At 70.9% G+C, this 21,876-nt stretch carries 18 protein-coding genes; 7 read left to right on the forward strand and 11 right to left on the reverse strand.

Features of this window, described 5'->3' with window-relative positions; genetic code table 11:
• Positions 1 to 1,215, reverse strand: coding sequence for an RNA-guided endonuclease InsQ/TnpB family protein (locus OHS57_RS27495; RefSeq protein ID WP_328583639.1), 1,215 nt, complete (start codon positions 1,213 to 1,215; stop codon positions 1 to 3).
• A 131-nt stretch (positions 1,216 to 1,346) separates the two neighbouring features.
• On the opposite strand from OHS57_RS27495, the gene ftsY reads away from it, so the two are divergent.
• Positions 1,347 to 2,576: a signal recognition particle-docking protein FtsY gene (gene ftsY / locus OHS57_RS27500; protein ID WP_328583640.1), complete on the forward strand. Its 1,230-nt coding sequence runs from the start codon at positions 1,347 to 1,349 to the stop codon at positions 2,574 to 2,576.
• A 69-nt stretch (positions 2,577 to 2,645) separates the two neighbouring features.
• Here ftsY and OHS57_RS27505 read toward each other — a convergent pair whose 3' ends face one another.
• Positions 2,646 to 3,257 (reverse strand): bifunctional DNA primase/polymerase, encoded by a 612-nt coding sequence (locus OHS57_RS27505; RefSeq protein ID WP_328583641.1) that lies wholly within the window; start codon positions 3,255 to 3,257, stop codon positions 2,646 to 2,648.
• Between the two features lie 426 nt (positions 3,258 to 3,683).
• Here OHS57_RS27505 and nsdA point away from each other — a divergent pair, with 426 nt between their 5' ends.
• The 5 genes from nsdA (at position 3,684) to ffh (ending at position 11,052) form a co-directional block, all read left to right on the forward strand.
• A complete protein-coding gene (nsdA, locus tag OHS57_RS27510; RefSeq protein WP_328583642.1) occupies positions 3,684 to 5,156 on the forward strand; it encodes a transcriptional repressor NsdA in 1,473 nt (490 codons plus the stop codon).
• A 238-nt stretch (positions 5,157 to 5,394) separates the two neighbouring features.
• The gene (locus tag OHS57_RS27515; RefSeq protein ID WP_041983967.1) at positions 5,395 to 6,675 is read left to right on the forward strand and encodes an ammonium transporter; all 1,281 of its coding nucleotides are present in this window, start codon (positions 5,395 to 5,397) and stop codon (positions 6,673 to 6,675) included.
• Positions 6,672 to 7,010 (forward strand): P-II family nitrogen regulator, encoded by a 339-nt coding sequence (locus OHS57_RS27520; protein WP_041983966.1) that lies wholly within the window; start codon positions 6,672 to 6,674, stop codon positions 7,008 to 7,010. The genes OHS57_RS27515 and OHS57_RS27520 overlap by 4 nt, the downstream gene beginning before the upstream one ends.
• Entirely contained in the window at positions 7,000 to 9,420 is a 2,421-nt protein-coding gene (locus tag OHS57_RS27525; RefSeq protein WP_328583643.1) for a [protein-PII] uridylyltransferase, read from the forward strand. The genes OHS57_RS27520 and OHS57_RS27525 overlap by 11 nt, the downstream gene beginning before the upstream one ends.
• 96 nt (positions 9,421 to 9,516) lie before the next feature.
• On the forward strand, positions 9,517 to 11,052 hold the full coding sequence (gene ffh / locus OHS57_RS27530) for a signal recognition particle protein (RefSeq protein WP_041983963.1): 1,536 nt from the start codon (positions 9,517 to 9,519) through the stop codon (positions 11,050 to 11,052).
• Between the two features lie 440 nt (positions 11,053 to 11,492).
• On the opposite strand, the gene OHS57_RS27535 is transcribed toward ffh, so the two are convergent.
• From OHS57_RS27535 to OHS57_RS27575, 9 genes are all read right to left on the reverse strand, one after another.
• Positions 11,493 to 12,674, reverse strand: a complete 1,182-nt coding sequence (locus tag OHS57_RS27535) for a phosphopentomutase (RefSeq protein ID WP_328583644.1) — start codon at positions 12,672 to 12,674, stop codon at positions 11,493 to 11,495.
• Positions 12,671 to 13,837 carry an alanine racemase gene (locus OHS57_RS27540; RefSeq protein WP_041983962.1) on the reverse strand — a complete coding sequence of 389 codons (1,167 nt, stop codon included), beginning with the start codon at positions 13,835 to 13,837 and terminating at the stop codon, positions 12,671 to 12,673. Before OHS57_RS27540 ends, OHS57_RS27535 begins: the two co-directional genes overlap by 4 nt.
• Before the next feature lie 2 nt (positions 13,838 to 13,839).
• Entirely contained in the window at positions 13,840 to 14,958 is a 1,119-nt protein-coding gene (locus tag OHS57_RS27545; protein WP_328583645.1) for an aminotransferase class V-fold PLP-dependent enzyme, read from the reverse strand.
• 1 nt (position 14,959) lies between these two features.
• Positions 14,960 to 15,901 carry a phosphotriesterase family protein gene (locus OHS57_RS27550; protein WP_041983960.1) on the reverse strand — a complete coding sequence of 314 codons (942 nt, stop codon included), beginning with the start codon at positions 15,899 to 15,901 and terminating at the stop codon, positions 14,960 to 14,962.
• 52 nt (positions 15,902 to 15,953) lie between these two features.
• Entirely contained in the window at positions 15,954 to 17,312 is a 1,359-nt protein-coding gene (locus tag OHS57_RS27555; protein ID WP_328583646.1) for a YhfT family protein, read from the reverse strand.
• A gap of 34 nt (positions 17,313 to 17,346) precedes the next feature.
• Complete coding sequence (locus OHS57_RS27560) at positions 17,347 to 17,703, reverse strand: DUF2620 domain-containing protein (RefSeq protein WP_041983958.1); 357 nt, start codon at positions 17,701 to 17,703, stop codon at positions 17,347 to 17,349.
• A 46-nt stretch (positions 17,704 to 17,749) separates the two neighbouring features.
• Positions 17,750 to 18,124: a PRD domain-containing protein gene (locus OHS57_RS27565; protein ID WP_328583647.1), complete on the reverse strand. Its 375-nt coding sequence runs from the start codon at positions 18,122 to 18,124 to the stop codon at positions 17,750 to 17,752.
• Between the two features lie 93 nt (positions 18,125 to 18,217).
• Positions 18,218 to 19,156: a GntR family transcriptional regulator YhfZ gene (gene yhfZ / locus OHS57_RS27570; protein WP_041983956.1), complete on the reverse strand. Its 939-nt coding sequence runs from the start codon at positions 19,154 to 19,156 to the stop codon at positions 18,218 to 18,220.
• A gap of 78 nt (positions 19,157 to 19,234) precedes the next feature.
• A complete protein-coding gene (locus OHS57_RS27575) occupies positions 19,235 to 20,071 on the reverse strand; it encodes an SAM-dependent methyltransferase (protein ID WP_078863395.1) in 837 nt (278 codons plus the stop codon).
• Positions 20,072 to 20,279: 208 nt separating this feature from the next.
• Here OHS57_RS27575 and proS point away from each other — a divergent pair, with 208 nt between their 5' ends.
• A complete protein-coding gene (gene proS, locus OHS57_RS27580) occupies positions 20,280 to 21,692 on the forward strand; it encodes a proline--tRNA ligase (RefSeq protein WP_041983954.1) in 1,413 nt (470 codons plus the stop codon).
• Positions 21,693 to 21,876: the final 184 nt, after the last annotated feature.

Below are 21,876 nucleotides of genomic sequence, written 5' to 3' on the forward strand. Positions count from 1 at the left end.
CTATGCCGATTCGGCTTCGCGACGGACCAGCCCGGCCCGTAGGACGTTGATGGCTCCCACCGTGTCGGCGTGCGCACGGTGGCCGCAGGAGACACAGACAAAGGTCTCCCGGGTGGGCCGGTTCTCCTTCGCGGTGTGCCCGCACCGGGGGCAGTGCCTGGAGGTGTTGCGCGGGTCCACGGCGATCACTTCCCGGCCGGCGCTTTCAGCCTTGCTGGTGAGGATCGTCAGGAACACCCCCCAACCGGCGTCGGCGATCGAACGGTTCAGTGCGCCCTTGGCCGCAGCTCCGTTCGGCAGGAAATCGCCTGCTCGGTGGGGATGCGGTCTGGGTGCGGGAGTCTTGATCATGTTGCTGATCGCGAGATCTTCGTGCGCGATGACATCGTGCTCACGGACCAGGGCGAGTGCCGTCTTGTGCGCGTGGTCGAGCCGCCGGCGACGCACCTTGCCGTGCAAGGCGGCGACCTTCTCCACCGCCCGCTGATGGTTGCGGGTGCGCTTGTCCCGGCGTACCCGCGGGAACCTGCTCAGCTTCCGCCGGGCGGTCGTGAGTTTGTCGGCCGCGCGCCGGCCGTGGCGGGGATTGTCGAGGAAGCCGCCCTGCGAGTCGGCCAGGAAGTGGACGATGCCCAGGTCGATACCGACGGCGCTGCCGGTGACGGGAAGCGGTTCGGGCCCGGCCCGCTCGGCGGTGAGTACGACGAACCAGCGGCGTCCCTCACGCTTGACCGAGACCGTTCTGATCTTGCCGGTCACGGCACGGTGTTGATTGACCTTGACGTGTCCGACGCCTTGGAGACGGATCCGGGTGCCGGGGACGTGCGGAGTGGAATCCCACCGGCAGCCGTCCCCGTCCCGAGGGAACTCGACCGTGTCGAACCAGCTGGTGCCCCGGAACCTCGGGTACCCCGGGGTGTCACCGGAGCGGACCCGCCGGAAGAAAGCCCGGAACGCCCGGTCGAGACGGCGCAGCGTCGCCTGCTGGCTGCTGAAGGACCAGCGGCCCTGACGATCGAGGTCGAAGGCGCGGATGGCCTTGAGCTGAGCGGACTGCGTTCCGTACGTGATCGCCGTCTTCGAGACATGCCGGTAGGCGTCACGGCGCTCCTGCAAGGCCCCGTTGTAGAGGGAGCAGTGATCGCGCAGCATCTCACCGAGGGCGATTGCCTGGCGTGCGGTGGGCCTCATGAGGAACTTGTACGCGCGGATCATCAGCCCACCCCCTCCGGGTCGGCGGTGATTTTACCGGTGCGCCGTCCGCCGAATGCCGGTCCCGCCAAGCCGGAGAGCAGTCGCAAAGGCGGCCCGACCAGAAGACGGGAATTCCCTGCGAAGATCGGAGGATGGAAATCGTCATCCTTGTTGTAGTCATCGCTCTGGTCGCGGTCGGCGCGATCGGCGCGCTGGTGGTGGGCAGCCGCAGGAAGAAGAAGCAGCTGCCGCCATCGGCACCGTCGTCGACGCCGACCATCACTGCTCCGCCCGCCGAGCCGCATGTCGGCGACGAGGCGGAGACGCCGCGGGACGAGTCCCGTCGCACCATCGAGGAGGTCGGCCTTCCCGGGGCCGACGAGGCTGTCGGGTCGCCGGTGGCCGTCGAGGACCCGGTGGTGGCCGAGCCGCCCGTCCGGGAACTGGATGTGCCCGAGCCCACCGCCGGCCGGCTGATCCGGCTGCGCGCCAGGCTCGCCCGTTCGCAGAACACGCTCGGCAAGGGGCTGCTCACGCTGCTGTCGCGCGAGCACCTCGACGAGGAGACCTGGGAGGAGATCGAGGACACCCTGCTCACCGCGGACGTCGGTGTCGCGCCGACCCAGGAGCTGGTCGAGCGGCTCCGTGAGCGGGTGCGGGTCCTCGGTACGCGTACGCCCGAGGAGCTGCGCTCCCTGCTCCGGGAGGAGCTGGTGACACTGCTCGGTACGGACTTCGACCGGGCCGTGAAGACGGAGAGCGGCCTGGACACGCCCGCCGTCGTGATGGTCGTCGGGGTCAACGGCACCGGCAAGACCACCACGACCGGCAAGCTGGCGCGGGTGCTGGTGGCCGACGGGCGGTCCGTCGTGCTCGGCGCCGCCGACACCTTCCGTGCCGCCGCCGCCGATCAGCTCCAGACCTGGGGCGAGCGGGTCGGCGCGCGTACGGTGCGCGGGCCCGAGGGCGGTGACCCCGCCTCGGTCGCGTTCGACGCGGTCAAGGAGGGCATCGCCGAGGGCGCGGACGTCGTGCTGATCGACACGGCGGGACGGCTGCACACCAAGACCGGTCTCATGGACGAGCTGGGCAAGGTCAAGCGGGTCGTCGAGAAGCACGGTCCGCTGGACGAGGTGCTGCTCGTGCTGGACGCGACCACCGGGCAGAACGGTCTCGTGCAGGCCCGGGTCTTCGCCGAGGTCGTGGACATCACCGGCATCGTGCTGACCAAGCTGGACGGTACGGCCAAGGGCGGCATCGTGATCGCGGTCCAGCGCGAGCTGGGCGTGCCGGTCAAGCTGATCGGTCTGGGCGAGGGCGCCGACGATCTCGCACCGTTCGAGCCGGGCGCATTCGTGGACGCCCTGATCGGCGACGCGTAGCCGTTCCGGCGGGGGTGCGGCCGCCGCCGCACCCCCCGGCGCCGCTCGCGCCGCTTCTCCTGCCGCCGCTCACGCCTCCGTCGAGCGGTGGCAGATGTACGCCAGGGTCCCCAGCACCAGCCGCGCCTGCGGAGGTTCCGCCGCGGTGTCCAGACACGGCGGGCGCAGCCAGCGGACCCCGGGGGTGGGCGGTGCGGTGACGAAGCTGCCGCGGCCGTGGGCGACGAGGTCGAGATTCGCGTCGTCCCAGCCCATGCGGTAGAGCAGTTCGGGCAGTTCGGCGCAGGCGCCGGGGGCCACGAAGAAGTGCGCGCGGCCCGTCGCCGTCGCCATCACGGGTCCCAGCGGCAGCCCCATGCGCTCCAGCCGGACCAGCGCCCTGCTGCCCGCCGGCTGTGCGACGTCGATGATGTCGAACGTACGGCCCACCGGCAGCAGGACGGCCGCGCCCGGCGCGTGCGACCAGGCCCGCGCCACCTCGGCCAGCGTGGAGCCCGCCGGGATCTCGGCTGCCGTGTCCGTCCCGGCGCCGCCGACGCGGCCGCCGGCAGTCACGCCCGGGGCCACGTCCCAGCCCCATAGTCCCGTGTACTCCGCCACCGCGGTGCACTCTGTGCTGCGGCGGCGCGCGCCGGACCGCATCTCCCGGATGTCCCGGATTCCGCCGATCGTGAAGCCCATGCCCCCTCCAACGGGTCGAGTGCACCGGTGGTTACGACTCGCAGTCTGCCTGTGACTCTCTGTCGTCATCGGGTCGCTTCGGCGGCGCGTGGAGGCATCGAGGGTGGTGCGGAGGTGATTTCCGCGCCCCGGCGTGCGACGCTCCGCCGTCGTGACTGTTGCCTGTCAAGTGAATCGCGCCCGGCCGCAGGTGAGTTCATTCGAAGGGGTGGCGAATGGTGGCGTTTGTTGAATCCCCCTCGCTAGAGGGGTGATCGTAGGATTACTTTCAGTGCACGAACCTCGGGGAGAGCGTGTTCGCGGGTATGCCGGAGGCATCTCGGTTTCCTGTTCGAAGGGGTGCAACCTCCGGACAGCCGATGGCAACTCAGGGCATTCTGGCAGTGGTTCGCGCGACAGGTGGTTTCAGCGGATGGGGGCGTTCCAGTGGGTGGCAGCGGCACAGACGGCACGGACACCGGCAAGCGCTCGAACGGGCAGCTGGGCTCGTGGTTCGTGCGCAGCGCCTGGTCGAAGGGCGAACTCGCGCGCCAAGTCAACCGCAAGGCACGCGAGATGGGCGCGCACCACATCAGCACCGACACGTCGCGGGTCAGACGCTGGCTGGACGGCGAGCAGCCGCGCGAACCCATCCCGCGCATCCTCTCCGAGCTGTTCTCCGAGCGCTTCGGCACCGTCGTGACCGTCGAGGACCTGGGCCTGCGGACCGCCCACCAGTCGCCTTCGGTCTCCGGGGTCGACCTGCCCTGGGCCGGGCCGCAGACCGTGGCGCTGCTCAGCGAGTTCTCCCGCAGCGACCTGATGCTGGCGCGGCGCGGCTTCCTCGGCTCCTCGCTGGCGCTGGCGGCGGGCCCCGCGCTCGTCGAGCCGATGCAGCGCTGGCTGGTGCCGGGCCCCGCGGGGGAGGCGGAGAAGCCGGCGCCCCCGGCCGAGCAGCGCCCTTCGCGGCTCTCCAAGCCCGAGTTGGAACTGCTGGAGTCCACCACGGCGATGTTCCGGCTGTGGGACGCGCAGTGCGGCGGCGGGCTGCGGCGCAAGGCGGTCGTCGGCCAACTCCACGAGGTGACCGACCTGCTGCAGGAGCCGCAGCCGGAGGCGACGTCGAAGCGGCTGTTCACCTGCGCCGCCGAACTGGCCGAGCTGGCCGGCTGGATGAGTTACGACGTCGGCCTCCAGCCCAACGCGCAGAAGTACTTCGTCCTCGCGCTGCACGCGGCGAAGGAGGCCGGCGACAAGCCGCTCGGCTCGTACGTCCTGTCGTCGATGAGCCGTCAGATGATCCATCTCGGCCGTCCTGACGACGCGTTGGAGCTCGTCCATCTCGCGCAGTACGGCAGCAGGGACTGTGCGACGCCGCGCACCCAGGCGATGCTCTACGCGATGGAGGCGCGCGCCTACGCCAACATGGGCCAGCCCAGCAAGTGCAAGCGCGCCGCGCGGATGGCGGAGGAGACCTTCGCCGACGCGGGCGGCGACGGCGAGCGGGAGCCCGACTGGATCCGGTTCTTCTCCGAGGCGGAGCTGAACGCGGAGAACGCCCATTCGTACCGTGACCTGGCATATGTGGCGGGTCGCAGCCCCACGTACGCGTCCCTCGCCGAGCCGGTCATGGAGCGCGCCGTCGAGCTGTTCGCCAAGGACGACGACCATCAACGGTCATACGCTCTTAACCTGATTGGCATGGCGACCGTGCATCTGCTCAAGAAGGAGCCCGAGCAGTCGGCGGCCCTGGGCCGGCAGGCGCTCGACATCGCCTGCAAAGTCCGCTCGGAACGGGTGAACACCCGGCTGCGCAAGACCGTATATACAGCTGCCAGGGATTTCGGCGGCGTGGCCGAGGTCACCGAGCTCACGGACGAACTGAACGCGCAGCTTCCGGAAAGTGCGGAAGCCGTCTGAAAAGCTCCGGCCGCGGCGCTCACCCCGTACAGCCCGACACGGCTCCCCCGCCGCCAGGACCGCAGGGTGGGTACCGCGGCCGGTTCATCTGCCCGTAACACAGAGGTTGCCTTCGTCACTGTCGTGAAACATCGAGCGGCACTGGCCGAAACCACCCTGGGCGATTCTCCTCAACACAGTCGGCCCACACCTCCCACACTCGGCAGGGGCCGTACCGACTCGCGAGGAGACGCCGGCCTTGAATGGCGCAGATACCGCATTCGTTTTGATCATGGCCGCGCTCGTCATGCTAATGACGCCCGGCTTGGCATTCTTCTACGGCGGCATGGTGCGGGTGAAGAGCGCCCTCAACATGCTCATGATGTCGATGATCTCCCTGGGCGTCGTCAGTGTGCTCTGGGTGCTCTACGGATACTCCCTGGCATTCGGCGACGACGCCGGTGGCGGGTTCATCGGCAACCTGGACCACATCGGCATGAAGGGCATCACAGCGGACACGCTGACCGGCGGAAAGACCGGCATTCCGGTCTTCGCCTTCGCCCTCTTCCAGCTGATGTTCGCCGTCCTCACCCCCGCTCTGATGAGCGGTGCGCTCGCGGACCGCGTGAAGTTCACCGGCTGGACGCTGTTCATCGCGCTCTGGGTCACCATCGTGTACTTCCCGATCGCCCACTGGGTCTGGCAGTCCGACGGATGGCTGTTCAAGCTCGGCGTGATCGACTTCGCCGGTGGTACGGCGGTCCATATCAACGCCGGTATCGGAGGCTTGGCGGCAGTCCTTGTCGTCGGTAAGCGCATCGGCTTCAAGAAGGACCCGATGCGGCCGCACAGCCTGCCGCTCGTCGTCCTCGGCGCCGGACTGCTGTGGTTCGGCTGGTTCGGGTTCAACGCCGGATCGGCGCTCGCCGCCAACGGCACGGCCGCGCTCATGGCCTTCAACACGCAGATCGCCACAGCGGCGGCGATGATCGGCTGGCTCGCCTACGAGCGGATCCGGCACGGCGCGTTCACCACCCTCGGTGCCGCCTCCGGCGCGGTCGCGGGACTCGTCGCCATCACGCCCTCCGGTGCCAACGTCAACGCGTTCGGCGCGCTGCTCATCGGTGTCGTCGCGGGTGTCATCTGCTCCTGGGCCGTCAGCCTCAAGTACAAGCTGGGCTACGACGACTCGCTCGACGTCGTCGGTGTCCACCTCGTCGGCGGTGTGATCGGTACCCTGCTCGTCGGCGTGCTCGCCATCGACGGTGTCGGCGGTGTCTCGCAGCTCGGCAAGCAGGCCGCCGGAGCGTTCTCGGTGATGGGCTACTCGTTCGTGGTCTCCTGGATCCTCGCCATGATCGTCCACAAGACGATCGGCTTCCGGGCCACCGAGGACGAAGAGACCAGTGGTGTCGACATGGCCTTCCACGCGGAGTCCGCGTACGACTTCAGCTCGGTGGGCGGATCGCTGTCCAACGGTCAGAATGGTGTGGCGCCCGACGCGCTGGCCGGGGCGACGAACAAGAAGGTGGACGCATGAAGCTCATCACCGCAGTCGTGAAGCCACACCGGCTGGACGAGATCAAGGAGGCCCTGCAGGCCTTCGGCGTCCAGGGGCTCACGGTCACGGAAGCCAGCGGGTACGGCAGGCAGCGCGGCCACACGGAGGTCTACCGCGGTGCGGAGTACACCGTCGATCTCGTACCGAAGATCCGCGTCGAGGTGCTCGTCGGTGACGACGACGCCGAGGAACTGCTCGAAGTCATCGTGAAGGCCGCACGTACGGGCAAGATCGGTGACGGCAAGGTCTGGAGCGTGCCGGTGGAGACGGCCATCCGGGTACGTACCGGCGAACGCGGTCCCGATGCCCTCTGAGGCACCGGAAACCGCTGGACCCAGCGGCTATGCGGCGGCCCGGCTGCGTCTTCTCCAGGAGAAGACGCAGTCCGGGCCGCCGCGCCGGGCCGCGCTCGCCCAACTGACCGACGACTGGCTGAACGCGCTCTTCACCACCGCCGCCAGGGAAACCGGCGCACGGGGCGTCGCGCTCGTCGCCGTCGGCGGCTACGGCCGCGGCGAACTCTCCCCGCGCAGCGACCTCGACCTGCTGCTCCTGCACGACGGCAGCGCCGAGTCGGTGGCCGCGCTCGCCGACCGGATCTGGTACCCGGTCTGGGACCTCGGGCTCGCCCTCGACCACTCCGTACGCACCCCCGCCGAAGCGCGCAAGACCGCCGGCGAGGACCTCAAGGTGCAGCTCGGACTGCTCGACGCCCGCCATGTGGCCGGCGATCTCGGCCTGCTCACCAAGCTCCGCACCACCGTCTTCGCCGACTGGCGCAACCACGCCGCCAAACGCCTCCCCGAACTCGACGAGCTGTGCCGTGAGCGCGCCGAACGCCAGGGCGAGCTGCAGTACCTGCTGGAGCCCGACCTCAAGGAGGCCCGCGGCGGGCTGCGCGACGCCACAGCGCTGCGCGCCGTGGCCGCTTCCTGGCTCGCCGACGCCCCGCGCGAGGGCCTGGACGGCGCCCGCCGCCGGCTGCTCGACGCCCGCGACGCCCTCCACCTGACCACGGGACGCGCCACCGACCGACTCGCCCTCCAGGAGCAGGACCCCGTCGCCGCCGAACTCGGCCTCCTCGACGCCGACGTACTGCTGCGCCAGGTCTACGAGGCGGCGCGCACCATCTCGTACGCCTCAGACGTCACCTGGCGCGAGGTCAACCGCGTCCTGCGCGCCCGTTCCGTACGGCCCCGGCTGCGCGCCATGCTCGGCGGCAAACCGGCACCCGAGCGCAACCCGCTCGCCGACGGTGTCGTGGAGCAGGACGGCGAAGCCGTCCTCGCCCTCGCCGCCCGGCCCGAGCGCGACCCCGTGCTGCCCCTGCGGGCAGCCGCGGCGGCGGCCCAGGCCGGCCTCCCGATCTCGCTGCACGCCGTACGGCGGCTCGCGGCCGCCTCGAAGCCGCTGCCCTCGCCCTGGCCCGCCGAGGCCCGCGAGGAGCTGGTGACCCTGCTCGGCGCCGGTGAGTCGACCATCCCCGTCTGGGAGGCGCTGGAGGCCGAAGGCCTGATCACCCGGCTGCTGCCCGACTGGGAGCGGGTCCGCTGCCGGCCGCAGCGCAACCCCGTCCACACCTGGACCGTCGACCGGCACCTCGTGGAGGCCGCCGTCCAGGCGTCCGCCATGACCCGCCGCGTCAGCCGCCCCGACCTGCTGCTGATCAGCGCCCTGCTGCACGACATCGGCAAGGGCTGGCCCGGCGACCACTCCGTGGGCGGCGAGGCCATCGCCCGCGACATAGCGGCCCGTATCGGCTTCGACGGTGAGGACACCGAGGTCATCGCGACCGTCGTACGCCACCACCTGCTGCTCGTGGACACCGCGACCCGGCGCGACCTCGACGACCCGGCGACCGTCAGCGCCGTCGCCGCCCGGATCGGCTCGATCGGCACCCTGGAGCTGCTGCACGCCCTCACCGAGGCCGACGCGCTCGCCACCGGGCCCGCCGCCTGGTCGTCCTGGCGCGCCGGACTCGTCACCGATCTCGTCGCCCGCGTCGCCGCCGTACTGACCGGCGAGGCCACACCCGAACCGGAACCCGAGGCGCCCAGCGCCGAACAGGAACGGCTCGCCGTCGAAGCCCTGCGCACCGGCGAACCTGTCCTGGCCCTGCACGCCCAGACCCCGGAGGAGTCCGAGGAGCCGGAACCCGTCGGCGTCGAACTGCTCATCGCCCTGCCCGACCAGCCGGGCGTCCTGCCCGCCGCGGCCGGGGTGCTCGCCCTGCACCGGCTGACCGTACGGGCCGCCGACCTGCGCGCCGTCGAGTTGCCCACCGACATCGGCGAAGCCTCGGTCCTGCTGCTCAACTGGCGGGTCGCCGCGGCGTACGGCTCGCTCCCGCAGGCCAGCAGGCTCCGCGCCGACCTGGTGCGCGCCCTGGACGGCTCGCTCGACATCGCCGCCCGGCTCGCCGAACGCGAAGCGGCCTACCCGCGCCGCAGAGGCGTGAAGGCCCCGCCGCCCCGGGTGCGGGTCGCCCCCGGCAGCTCCCACCGCGCCACGGTCATCGAGGTACGCGCCCAGGACGCCCCCGGGCTGCTGCACCGGATCGGCCACGCGCTGGAGGAGGCCGCCGTACGGGTGCGCAGCGCGCACGTCTCCACGCTGGGCTCGAACGCCGTCGACACCGTCTACGTCACACGCGAGGACGGCTCACCCCTGCCCGAACAGGAGGCCGCGACCCTCGCGAAGGCGCTGGAAGGCGCCCTCGGCTAGTACGGATCCGGTAGCTGAGGCCGGATCGCTTGCCCGGCCGGATACCCTGGAGGGCGACCTGTCCGCCCGCCCCCGACCTGAGGATTCGCGACCACCGTGTTCGACACTCTCTCCGACCGCCTCGCAGCCACATTCAAGAGCCTCCGGGGCAAAGGGCGCCTCAGCCCGGAGGACATCGATGCCACGGCCCGTGAGATCCGTATCGCCCTGCTCGAAGCCGACGTGGCCCTGCCCGTCGTGCGCGACTTCATCAAGCAGGTCAAGGAGCGCGCCAACGGCGCCGAGGTCTCCCAGGCGCTGAACCCGGCGCAGCAAGTCATCAAGATCGTCAACGAGGAACTCGTCGGCATCCTCGGCGGCGAGACCCGGCGGCTGCGGTTCGCCAAGCAGCCGCCGACCGTGATCATGCTCGCCGGTCTGCAGGGTGCCGGTAAGACGACCCTCGCCGGCAAGCTCGGTCTCTGGCTCAAGGGCCAGGGCCACTCCCCGCTGCTCGTCGCCTGTGACCTCCAGCGCCCCAACGCCGTCACCCAGCTCTCCGTCGTCGCCGAGCGCGCCGGCGTCGCCGTCTACGCGCCCGAGCCGGGCAACGGGGTGGGCGACCCGGTCAAGGTCGCGAAGGACTCGATCGAGCACGCGCGCGCCAAGCAGTACGACGTCGTGGTCGTGGACACCGCGGGCCGCCTCGGTATCGACCAGGAACTGATGCGCCAGGCGTCCGATATCCGGGACGCGGTCAACCCGGACGAGGTCCTGTTCGTCGTCGACGCGATGATCGGCCAGGACGCCGTCAACACGGCGGAGGCGTTCCGCGACGGTGTCGGCTTCGACGGCGTCGTCCTGTCGAAGCTCGACGGTGACGCCAGGGGCGGCGCCGCCCTCTCCATCGCGCACGTCACCGGCAAGCAGATCATGTTCGCCTCCAACGGCGAGAAGCTGGACGAGTTCGACACGTTCCACCCCGACCGGATGGCGTCACGCATCCTGGACATGGGTGACCTGCTCAGCCTCATCGAGAAGGCCGAACAGACCTTCAGCCAGGCCGAGGCCGAGAAGATGGCCGCGAAGCTGGCCAAGGGGCCGAAGGAGTTCACGCTCGACGACTTCCTGTCCCAGATGGAGCAGGTCCGCAAGATGGGCTCGATCTCCAAGCTGCTCGGCATGCTGCCGGGCATGGGCCAGATCAAGGACCAGATCGCCAACCTCGACGAGAAGGACGTGGACCGCACCGCCGCGATCATCAAGTCCATGACGCCGGGGGAGCGCGCGGAACCGACGATCATCAACGGCTCGCGCAGGGCGCGTATCGCCAAGGGCTCGGGTGTCGAGGTCAGCGCGGTGAAGGGACTGGTCGAGCGGTTCTTCGAGGCCCGCAAGATGATGTCCAAGATGGCGCAGGGCGGCGGGATGCCGGGCATGCCGGGGGTTCCCGGGATGGGCGGCGGGCCGGGCCGTACGAAGAAGAAGCAGAAGCAGGCCAAGGGCAAGCAGCGCTCGGGGAACCCGATGAAGCGCAAGGCCGAGGAGCAGGCGGCGCTGGCGCGCCGGGAGGAGTCGGCGCTGGCGGTGCCGGCGGAGGAGCAGGCGAAGAACTTCGAACTCCCGGACGAGTTCAAGAAGTTCATGAGCTAGTCGCCGTCCGGCGGGGGCGGCCGGGTCCGGTGGTTGCGGTTGTCGTCGTCCGTGCCGGTGTCCGGGTCCTGCGGAGGGGGGTGTCCGGACTGCTTGTCGCATGAGCTCCTTCGCTTTACGTCCGGACACCCCCCTCCTCCGGCCCCGGCCCCCTCCCGTCCGGCGGTCGGCCACACCGCCCGCGTCAGCGCGGGTGAGGGGTGCCCTGCGGGCAGCGGGTCCGGGCAGCCGTCCCGATGGGGCGGGGGCTGAAGGGGGTCGTGCAGGGGTGGTGTCCGGAGCGTAGAGCGTGATTTGTGGCGCGACTCGGCGGTGGCTCCGCGTCGGGCGTATACCGCGCCGTAAATCATGCAGCGCAGGACGCGACCCCGGAACGGCACCCGGCGACAACCGCAACCAAGAACCCGCAACCAGAAACCGCGCCGGACGGCGACACCGCGTCACATCGTGAGGCCGAGAGACGTCGCCGCCGCCTGTCCCACCGACGTCAGCGACGACGCGTCGGGCAGCCGCGTCAGGGACGGCGCCTCCGGGCGGTGCATGAGCACCGGGACGTACTCCCGCGTGTGGTATGCGTGGCCGATCGTCGGGTCGTTCCCGTGGTCGCCCGTCACGATCAGCCGGTCACCCGCGCCGTCCAGCAGCCGTAGCAGCGCCCCGAGTCCCGCGTCCGTCTGCTCCAGTACGTCCCCGTACCGCTCGGTGTCCTGCTGGTGGCCCGCCAGGTCCGTCTCCTGGACGTTCGCGACGACAAGACCGGGGCCCGGCGCGCGCACCGCTTCCAGCGTGCGGGCCACGACGTCGGCCGTCGCGACGCACGGGCGGCGCACCGCCGCTTCGCAGACCAGGATGTCCGCCGCCTTGCCGACGAGCGTCACCGGGATCCCCGCGCGCGCCGCGACGTCGGGCAGCTGGCGGGTGTGGTCGACGGGCGCGCCCAGGTGTTGCACCTGGAGGCCGCCGTTGCGGTAGAAGCCCGTCGCGGGGGTGTCCAGGCCGACCGTTCCGCCGTCGCCGTCCCGTACGTACGCGGGCAGCGGCCCGTCCGCGTGGCCGCCGACGGCGATGACGCGGGCGACGGGCGCCACGGACCGTACCGTGCGGGCGATGGCCAGGATGCGGTCGAAGGGCAGGTCCTCCAGGCGTCCCGAGGCGTTCCAGTTGATGCCGGGGTCGGCCTCCAGGTTGTCGTGGACGAGGACGGCGCCGTCCACGACGAGCAGCGGGCGGCCGTCCAGCGGCGACACCTCGTGGCCCGCCGCCTTCAACGCGTGAGTCACCTCGGAGAGATGCTCGGCCAGCCGGGCCACCGTGACCCGGCTGAAGTCGGCGCCCATCATCGTCTGGTGCCCGGCGAACGTGTCCGCGCCGGGGTAGCCGAGCGCCGCGCGGCCCACCGCGACCGGCAGCGCGGTGGTGGCGGCGAGGCCGGGGTGCGGATGGACGACGCCGAGGCCCAGCGCGCCGAGCGTCGGCAGCCGCAGGGGCCGGCCCGCTGCGGCGCGGTGGTCCAGGACGTGTCCGCACGTGTCGGCGGCGATGTCCCCGGGGCGCAGCGCCCCCGCGTCCGGCATCGCGCCGATGCCGAAGCCGTCGATGACGACGATGACCGTCTTGCTCATGGCGCTCCTTGCAGCGGCCGGCCGTGCGCGTCGTACAGGCCGGTCAGCCGGGGCGCGCCGGTGGACAGGCCCGCGACGACGGCGACGGTCGAGCGGGTGACGAAGATCTGGGTGCGGAAGGCGAGGACGGCGGTGTCGCCCGCCCGGACGGCGGGCGCCGCGTCTGTCAGCCGGTAGTAGTCGATGTTCTCGGCGGGGGAGTCCTGGACCGGCAGCCGCAGTCCGGTACGGGGCAGCAGCGCCGCCTTGATCCCGGCGCGTGCGTAGAAGCCGCCGCCGTACAGCGCGTGTCTGCCGTCGGCGAGGGTGTGCGCGACCTCGCTGACGTACACGTAGGCGGGCTGCTCCGGCTGATGCGCGTCGACCGCGTGCAGCGGGGTGGTGCCGGTGAGGGAGTGGCCTGGTTCGCCGTGGGTCGCGCCGAGTTCGGCGAGCAGCGGGAGCGTCGCCATGGCCGTGGCGCTCGGGGCGCTGAGACCCAGCCGCTCGTGGCCGCGCGCGGCGAGCAGATCGCGTGCCTTGACGGCGAGTTCGAAGTTGGGCGTGGGGGCGGGCACGCCGGTGGCCGGGTCGCACAGCACGCAGGGGAAAGCGGTGACGCCGGCGATACGGATGCCGGGCAGCTCCTCGGCGGCTTCGGCGAACGTGTCGAGGCCGTCGAGGGGTACGCCGCCTTCCTGGCCCGGGTAGACGGATCCCGCCGCGCCTTCGAGGCGTACGAACACGTCCTGGACGAAGCCGAGTTCGCGTGCGGCGTCGGAGACGGCGCGGGCGTTGGCCAGGTCGAAGACGGTGACCGCCTCGGGCCGCCAGGCCAGCATCTCGGGCAGGTCGCGGCGCGGGATCTGTACGAGGTGGCCGAGGTTGCCGGCCCGCGCGCCGGTGGCGTGCAGGGTGCGGGCCTCGGCCGGGTCGATCGCCGCGAAGGCGGGGATGTGCCGGGCGATGGCGCGGATCAGCGCGGGGTTGCGGCCGAGCTGTTTGACGACGAACCACAGGCTGAGGCCGAGCCGTTGGGCCTCGGCGGCGAGGAGAGCGGCGTTGGACTCGATGGCGTCCGCGTCCATGACGTACGTGTCGGGCGGGATGGCGCCGGAGGCGTGCAGCGCGGTCGCCGTCTCGACGAGCGCTGCGTTGCGGGTGAGGACGGTGTCGAGGAACACGGTCAGCCCTCCAGGTCGAGCAGCGAACGGCGCAGGATCTCGACGACGAGATCGGCGCCGGCGCGCATGGGGTTGATCCGTACGGTCCAGTCGGCGAGTTCGGGGGTGTCGTCCAGCGACGAGCTGGACATCCGGTAGAAGAGCGGGGTGATCTCGTAACGGGAGTTGGAGCCGACCGGGTAGGGCGCCGCGCCGTACTTCGCCGCCACCGCGGGCAGTTGGCGGGCGACGGGCCGCTCCAGCCGGACAAGCAGGCAGCGGTCCTGCGCGTTGGCGATACGGACTTCCGCGACGCCCGGTACCTCGCCCGCCGCGAGCCGGTCGGCGACCTCGGCGCCCACCCGCGACTGGATCGCCCACATGACGGGCACGTGCGTGAGGGCGCGCAGCGCGTCGAGCGCCTGCGCGCCCTGCACCTGGCCGCCGCCGGAGTAGTTGTCGGCGCGGATGTGTTCCACCAGGTCGCGGGAGCCGACGACGGCGCCGACCCCCTCGGGGCCGTGCAGCTTGAACAGTGAGAAGCAGGAGGCGTCGGCGCCGAGTTCCACCCCGGAGGCGGGGACCCGCATGACGGCGTAGTTGTCGTCCACGACGGTGCGTATGCCCGCTTCGGCGCAGGCGGCGATCACCTCGGCGGGGTCGTACGAGTCGGCGAGCCGCTGGCGGCTGTGCTGGACGTACGCCCAGCGGAACCGGCCGGAGGCGAGCGCCTGGCGCAGCTCGGCCGGGTCGTTGAAGTCGGCCTCGACGGTGCGCACCCCGAGGCCGCGCAGCGTGACGGCGGTGGTGCGGTAGACGGGTGCCCGGTGGATGAGGAGCGGGTCGCCGGGGGAGACGGCGGCCTGGAGCGCGGCCCGGATCGCGCCGGTGCCCGCGCCCTGGACGAGGGCCGCGTCCTCGGCGCCGAAGTGCCCGGCGAGCACCGCTTCGACGCGTGCGGTCGTACGGGGCCTGCCGAGGCCGGGTACGACACCGGCGTCGGTCTCGAAGAGCTGGGTGCCCTCGAAGTGCGCAGCGGTGTGTTCGAGCAGCCGGTACTGGACGCGGACCGCCTCGTCGACGCCGACCGTCGCCAGCGGGTAGGTCGTGGGCAGGTGTACGGGCGTCTGTGGTGCGGCCATCTCAGATCTCCTCGACGTCGGCGCCGGTGAGGAAGCGCAGGGGGTTGCGGCGGGTCATCAGGTCCACCAGGTCGTCGTCCACCCCTGCGGCGCGTGCCTTCGGCAGGAAGGACCGGAAGAGGTGCCCGTATCCCTGGCCGCCCTCGGAGGTGAGGTAGCCGTGCCGGGAGATGTCGCAGCTGAGCAGGACCCGGTCGGCGTGGCCCGCTTCGAGCAGCGCGAGCAGCAGCCGCAGCCGGGTGTCGTCGCTCTGGTAGGCCGATTTGCCGACGGTGTCGAACGCGACGTACGCGCCGCTCGCCGCGAGTGCGCGGTGGACCGCCGGGTCGTCCAGCAGGTCCTGGTGGCCGACGGAGATCCGGTGCGGTGCGAGGCCGGCGCCGGTGAGCAGGTCGAGCTGGGCGAGTCCGCCGTGGCCGAGCTGGGCGTGGGTGGCGAGGGAGAGGCCGGTGGCGACGGCGGCGTGCGCGGAGGCGAGGAGCGCGCGGGTCTCCGGCTCGGACGGCCGGTCGCCGTGGCTGCCGATCTCGCCGAGCACCCCGGGTGTGACGCCGGTGTCGCCGATGCCGTCGGTGATCTCCCGGACGAGCGTGTCGGTGAGCTGCTCGACGCCGGCGTCCGCGATCTCCCGCGGGTGGAACGGCTCGTAGTACCAGCCGGTGGCCGCGACCACGGCGACGCCGGACTCCGCCGCGATCCGGGCCAGCGCGCGCGGGTCGCGGCCCATTCCGCGGCAGGTCAGCTCGATGACCAGGGCCAGGTCGAACTCGTCGCGCAGAGCGGCCAGTTCGGCCGTGACGGCGGCGGTGTGCCGGCCGTCGATGACGGCTTCGCCGCTGTCGGTCCTGTCGAGGTCGAGTACCAGATGTTCGTGCGCCAGGGCCGGGCCGCGCACGGCGGACACGGGCAACGGCCCGGCGACGGTGTGGAGATGGTGCTGCATGTGCTGCGCTTCCTGGTGTGGGGGGCCCGAGGGTTGATCCGAACGAAGGGCGCTAGCCCTTGACCGGGGTGAAGAGGTCGAGCCAGTACAGGACGTTGAGCAGGATGCCGCCGACGATGACGGCCGCCGGCGCGGCCGCCATGCGTACGACGGGCCGGCCCATCGCCTCGTTGATCAGGTAGAGCCCGCCGACGATGAGGATCGCGAGACCGCCGCCCATGACGTTCGCCGCGAGCAGCGAGCCGAAGAGGATGGCCAGGGACAGCGTCTCGGTGATGGCGCTGCGCAGGTGCTCGGAGGAGTCGCGCACGCTCGGCAGCTTGCCGAGGAGCTTGCCGATGTACGACAGGGCCAGCACTTCGAGGGCGAAGACGACGGCGCCGACGACGGCGGCGAGGATCGGGTTCGGCATGAGGTAGCCGATGGGGTACACGAGCGTGAAACCGGCGATGCCGTACGCGCCGGAGGCGAGGGCGGTCGTCGCGATCAGCGGGATGAAGCCGAAGACGCGGTAGAAGTCGACCTGCGCCGCCTCGCTGTACTGCCCCTTGGCGATCAGGAAGCTGGTGGCCTCACCACCGCCGAATATGTGCATCTGGGCCAGTGCGCAGACGCCGGCGCCGAGCAGCATGAACAGCGGCAGGTAGCGGCGCAGCCGGGCGGCGCTGGCGCTGAACAGCGACACCATGGGGTCGTCCGGGTCCGCTTCCTGCGGTCCGGTGTCCGTCGTGCCCTCGGCGGCGAAGGCGGCCCGGTCGGCCTTGCGCTGGAGCAGGTCCTTGCGGACGGCGAAGCCGATGAGCATCAGCACCCCGGCGGCCATCGCGAGCGAGCCGGCGAAGACGTTCGGCCACAGCTTCATCGTCATGATCACGAAGGCCAGCTCGATCACGGCGGCGATCCCGCCGCGCGCCCGGCCGAACTGCTTGGTGATGGCGAGCACCGGGAACAGCGTGAACAGGAACAGGATCGGCGTCGACATCTGCTGCATCGCCGTCAGGAAGTCGACGGGCAGCTTGTGCGCCAGGTTGTTGGTGCCGCCGAGACCGAAGACGATCAGCGCGCCCCAGGCGCCGCCGAGCAGCGGCGCGAGCCACTTCCGGAACGCCAGGATGCCGAGGATGTCGGTCGGCAGGAACAGCAGCCACGGGTTGAGGACGCCGGAGGACAGGGCCATCGGCGCGCCGAGGCCGAAGATGAACCCGGCGGAGAGGCCGAAGGACACCGCCGCCGTTGCGCTGCGGGACGAGCGCCCCTGGATGAAGTCGAGCATGAAGGGGCGGGTGCCGTCGTTGAAGACGGCCAGGGCCATGTGCGAGATGAACGCGGTGAGCGCGGCGAGCACGATGACGGTCAGTTGCTGGGCGAGCGTGAAGTCCAGATGGTTGGTGCTCGCTGCGAGGGTGTTCACGGGAGTTTCTCCTCCGGGCCCTGGAGTGCGGGAATCAGCCGCGCGCGGCGATGGCGCGGGCCATGACCGGCGCCACGGCGTCGATCTGGTCGATGGCGAAGCCGAAGACCTTCTTGCCTTCGGCGAGCAGGGCGGTGACCTCGTCCTCGGTGGGGACCGAGCGGCCGAAGGTGTGGCAGAGCGGCTTGCCGAGCAGGCCGACGAGCACGCCGAGGGAGGCGCCCGCGCCGGTGTGGCAGGTGCCGAGGTAGAAGTCGGCCTGGCCGCCGCGGAGCTTCATCGCCGCGTCCATGTCGTTGGAGACGGCGATCTCGATGCCGTCGATGCCGAGCTTGGAGACGATGCCGGCGACCTCGGTCTTGCCGACGCCTCCGGTGAGGATCTTCGTCATGGCTGTCTTCCTTTCGGGCGGGGCTTTCGGGCGGGGGCCCGGGGGTTCAGGCGGGGGAGTTCTGGGCGAGTACGGCGAGGTGCAGCGCGAGGAAGTTGATCTCCGAGTCGGGCAGCGGTGTGCCCAGCTCACGTCCGGCCCGCGCGGAGACCGCCCGGGACCTGGCGACCGCCTCGGGGTGGTCGTCGAGCTCGGCCGCCACCTGCTCGTCGGTTGTGAAGTTCTCGATGGGTTCGCCGTCGAGGAGCCTGGTCAGCGCCATCATCAGATGGCTGGTGAGCATGCCCGCGGTGTCCTCGGTGACGGTGCGGCCCTCGTCGGCGAGCGCGGTCAGCTCACCGGTCACGAAAGCCGCGACCTCGGGGCGTACCTGACCGCTCTCCCGGAAGAGCTGGATGCGGAGGGCGAGCTGGTCGTCCATGGGGTCCTCCTAGAGCATGCTCGACAAGTCGATAAGACAGTAACCAGTATTTTGTATTTTGAGCCTACGCCTCGACCCTCCGATTTCCGGGTCTCAGTACGAAGGCGTCCGTTCATGGCGCAGTACCTGCGTCTGTACGGAGGTCACGATCGACAGGTCGAGCGAGTCGCGTACGGCGCCGAGCGCCTTCGCCCCTTCGGTTCTGCCGATGATCGCCGCGCTGGAGTTGCGTAGCGAAAGGTCGCGGTTGATCTCGTCGCCGAGCGGCAGGACGTCCACCCCGGCGCCGAGCCGGTCCTGCGCCTCGTCCAGGTTCCAGACCGTGGCGTCGGCAAGGTCACGTTCGAAAAGCTCCCGCAGCTGCATGTACGACGCCTCGACCCACTCGATGTCGGTGCGCCCGGCGAAGACGCGCTCGGCGAGCATCCGCCCGTCCTCCGACGCGTGGTCGACGGCGACCCGCAGCCCGGCGGAGTCCTGAGTGATGCCGTGCCGCAGCAGCAGCCCGTGGGCACCGACATAGGTGGCGGGGCCGAGGTCGGCCACCAGCTCCACCGGGTGTTCCTCGATCAGCCGGTCCGCCGCGAAGCGCGAGAGCACCACGAGGTCGACCTTGCCTTCGAGCAGCGCGGTCGTCCGGGCGCCGGCGCCGCGCATGAAGGTGATCGCGAAGGGCGCGCCCGCCTCCTCGAACGCGGAGCGCAGCCCCGTGGCAAGCCCCTCGTAGCGGCGCGAGTACGGCAGGGGCATCGCGGCGAGCAGGGTGCCGAGGCCGGACAGCCGCCACAGGACGGCCCGGTCCGAGCGGACCAGGAACGTGCCGAGATGGCCGCGGGCCGTGGTCTCTATGGCCTCGGCGTTCTCCAGCAGCTGGAGCGCCGCCTGTACGGTCCCGTTGCCGACGCCCAGCTCCTCGGCGAAGTCACGGACGCGCGGCAGCCGGGTGTCCGGCTCGTGGTTCAGCAGAAGAACCGCGAGCTGCCGGGCCGCGAGCCCGTTGCGCGTCAGGAAGCGCTCGTCGAAGGCTGTCACGGAAGAGACAGTAACCAGGATTCTGGATACTGACAAGGATTTCTGTGGTCCTTGTGAAAGACCCACTGAATCCGCAGGTCAGGGCGTGCGGGCGATCAGGTAGCGGAAGACGTTCGGCATCCAGACCGTGCCGTCGCGGCGGACATATGGATGCAGCGCCTCCGCGATCTCCTTCTCCACCTGACGCCGGTCCGTGGCCCGTATCGCGCCGTCGTACACACCCGTCGACAGCATCCCGCGCACCGCGCTCTCCGTGTCCGCGTACCCGAAGGGGCAGGCCACCCGGCCCGAACCGTCCGGGCGCAGCCCCACGCGCGCCGCCACGTCCTCCAGGTCGTCCCGGTGCGCCGGCCGCCACGCGCCCTTGCGCAGCCGGTCCGTCAGCCGGCCCGCCACTTGAAGCACCCCGGCCGTCGCGCACCGCTCCGGCGGGCCCCAGCCCGCCAGCACCACCGGCGCGCCCCGCTTGGCCAGCGGGACCGCCCGGCCGAGCGTGGGCCCCAGGCCCTTGGTGTCGCCCGCGACAGAGCCGACCGGCTGGAAGGCGGTGATCACGTCGTACCCCGGCCTGCCCGGTTCCGCGGCGTCGGCCAGCCGGTCCGTCGGCAGCAGCGTGCCGCTGTCCAGCCGCTCGCCCGCCAGCGCGAGCAGTTCGCTGTCGGAGTCCACGCCGGTCGCCTCCGCGCCCAGGGTGGCCGCCATCAGCAGCGCGAGCCCCGAGCCGCAGCCGAGGCCCAGCAGCCGGGTCCCCTCGCGGACCTCCAGGCGCTGGTACACCGCTTCGTAGAGCGGCACCAGCATCCGTTCCTGGATCTCGGCCCAGTCGCGGGCGCGCGCACTCACGTCCGCAGAAGCAGTCGAAGCCGAGGTCGCGTGCATCTGATGCCGGTGGTGCTTGACGAGCGTAGGTGTCATGGATAGCGCCCCAATCCGCCGAGAGGTCAGCATGCCCTGATTGACATCCCCCGTGTACGTGCGCGCCTTCGTCCCCCGTATGCCAGGGAACTCCCCATCCGTGCTCCCGTCCAGTGGGTGTCAGGCAAACTGTGTGTGTCGTGGGCGTACGCCCCGGCGCACAGGGCCGATTCTGTCCCGCGCTTCACATCGCCGTACGATGCCCGCCATGGCAAAGGCACCCGTACTCACGCCCCGGGCGGACGATTTCCCCCGCTGGTACCAGGATCTGATCAACAAGGCCGAGCTGGCCGACAACGGTCCGGTACGCGGCACGATGGTGATTAGGCCGTACGGGTACGCCCTGTGGGAGCGGATGCAGTCCGGCATGGACGCCAGGATCAAGGCGACCGGCACCCAGAACGCCTACTTCCCCCTGCTCATCCCGCAGTCCTACCTCGCCCGCGAGGCCGACCACGTCGAGGGCTTCGCCCCCGAGCTGGCCGTCGTCACCCACGGCGGCGGCAAAGAGCTGGAAGAGCCCGCCGTCGTCCGCCCCACCTCCGAGACGATCATCAACGAGTACTTCGCGAAGTGGGTGCAGAGCTACCGCGACCTGCCGCTGCTGATCAACCAGTGGGCCAACGTCGTCCGCTGGGAGCTGCGCCCGAGGCTCTTCCTGCGCACCTCCGAATTCCTCTGGCAGGAGGGCCACACCGCCCACGCCAGCTACGAGGAGGCGCACGACTTCGCCGCCCGTATCCACAAGGACGTCTACGGCGACTTCATGGAGAACGTCCTCGCCATGGACTTCGTCCTCGGCCGCAAGACGCCCAAGGAGCGGTTCGCCGGCGCCATCAACACCCTGACCCTCGAAGGGATGATGGGCGACGGCAAGGCCCTCCAGCTGGGCACCAGCCATGAACTGGGCCAGAACTTCGCCAAGGCGTTCCACACCCGCTACCTGTCGAAGGACGGCGAGCAGGAGTACGTCTGGCAGACCTCCTGGGGCTCGACCACCCGCATGATCGGCGCGCTGGTGATGATGCACGGCGACGACAACGGCCTGCGCGTACCGCCCCGCCTCGCCGCCGTCCAGGTCGTCGTCCTCGCCATCAAGGGCGACGAGGCGGTCGCCAAGGTCCGCGAGCTCGGCGAGCAGCTGACCGCGGCCGGGATCCGCGTCCAGGTCGACGACCGCGTCGACACCCCCTTCGGCCGGCGCGCCGTCGACTGGGAGCTGAAGGGCGTGCCCGTACGGATCGAGATCGGCCCGCGCGACCTGGAGAACGGCACGGCGATGCTGGCCCGCCGGATCCCCGGCGGCAAGGAGCCGGTCGCGCTCGACGCGGTCGCGGGCCTGCTGCCCGGCATCCTGGAGGAGGACCAGGCGCTGCTGCTCGCGCAGTCACGGGAGCGCCGTCTCTCGCGTACCAGCGACGTCGGCACCCTGGAGGAGGCGGCCGAGGTGGCCAACGCCGGCGGCTGGGCGCGGGTCCCGTGGGACAAGCTCGGCGCCGAGGGCGAGGCGGCTCTCGCCGGGCAGGGCGTGTCCGTACGGGCCCTGGTCGCCGAGGACGGCTCGGTGCCGGAGTCGGACGACGCCCCGGGTACTGTCGCTGTCGTGGCGCGCGCCTACTGACGTAGATCGACTACGCGCCGGAGCGTACGAGTCGCTACGTACCACCTTGGTGTGAGCTGTGAGACTTCTCCGCAGATAGACGCACCCGCCCTCGTCAGGACGCATCAACGGCAACTGACGGGTACGTGCAAATTATTTGGGATGCCCCGTAATGGAACCCGGGAGCCGTTCTGCTCGTTATTCA

Origin of the sequence: Streptomyces sp. NBC_00370 (assembly GCF_036084755.1) — a bacterium.
Classification (GTDB): Bacteria; Actinomycetota; Actinomycetes; order Streptomycetales; family Streptomycetaceae; genus Streptomyces.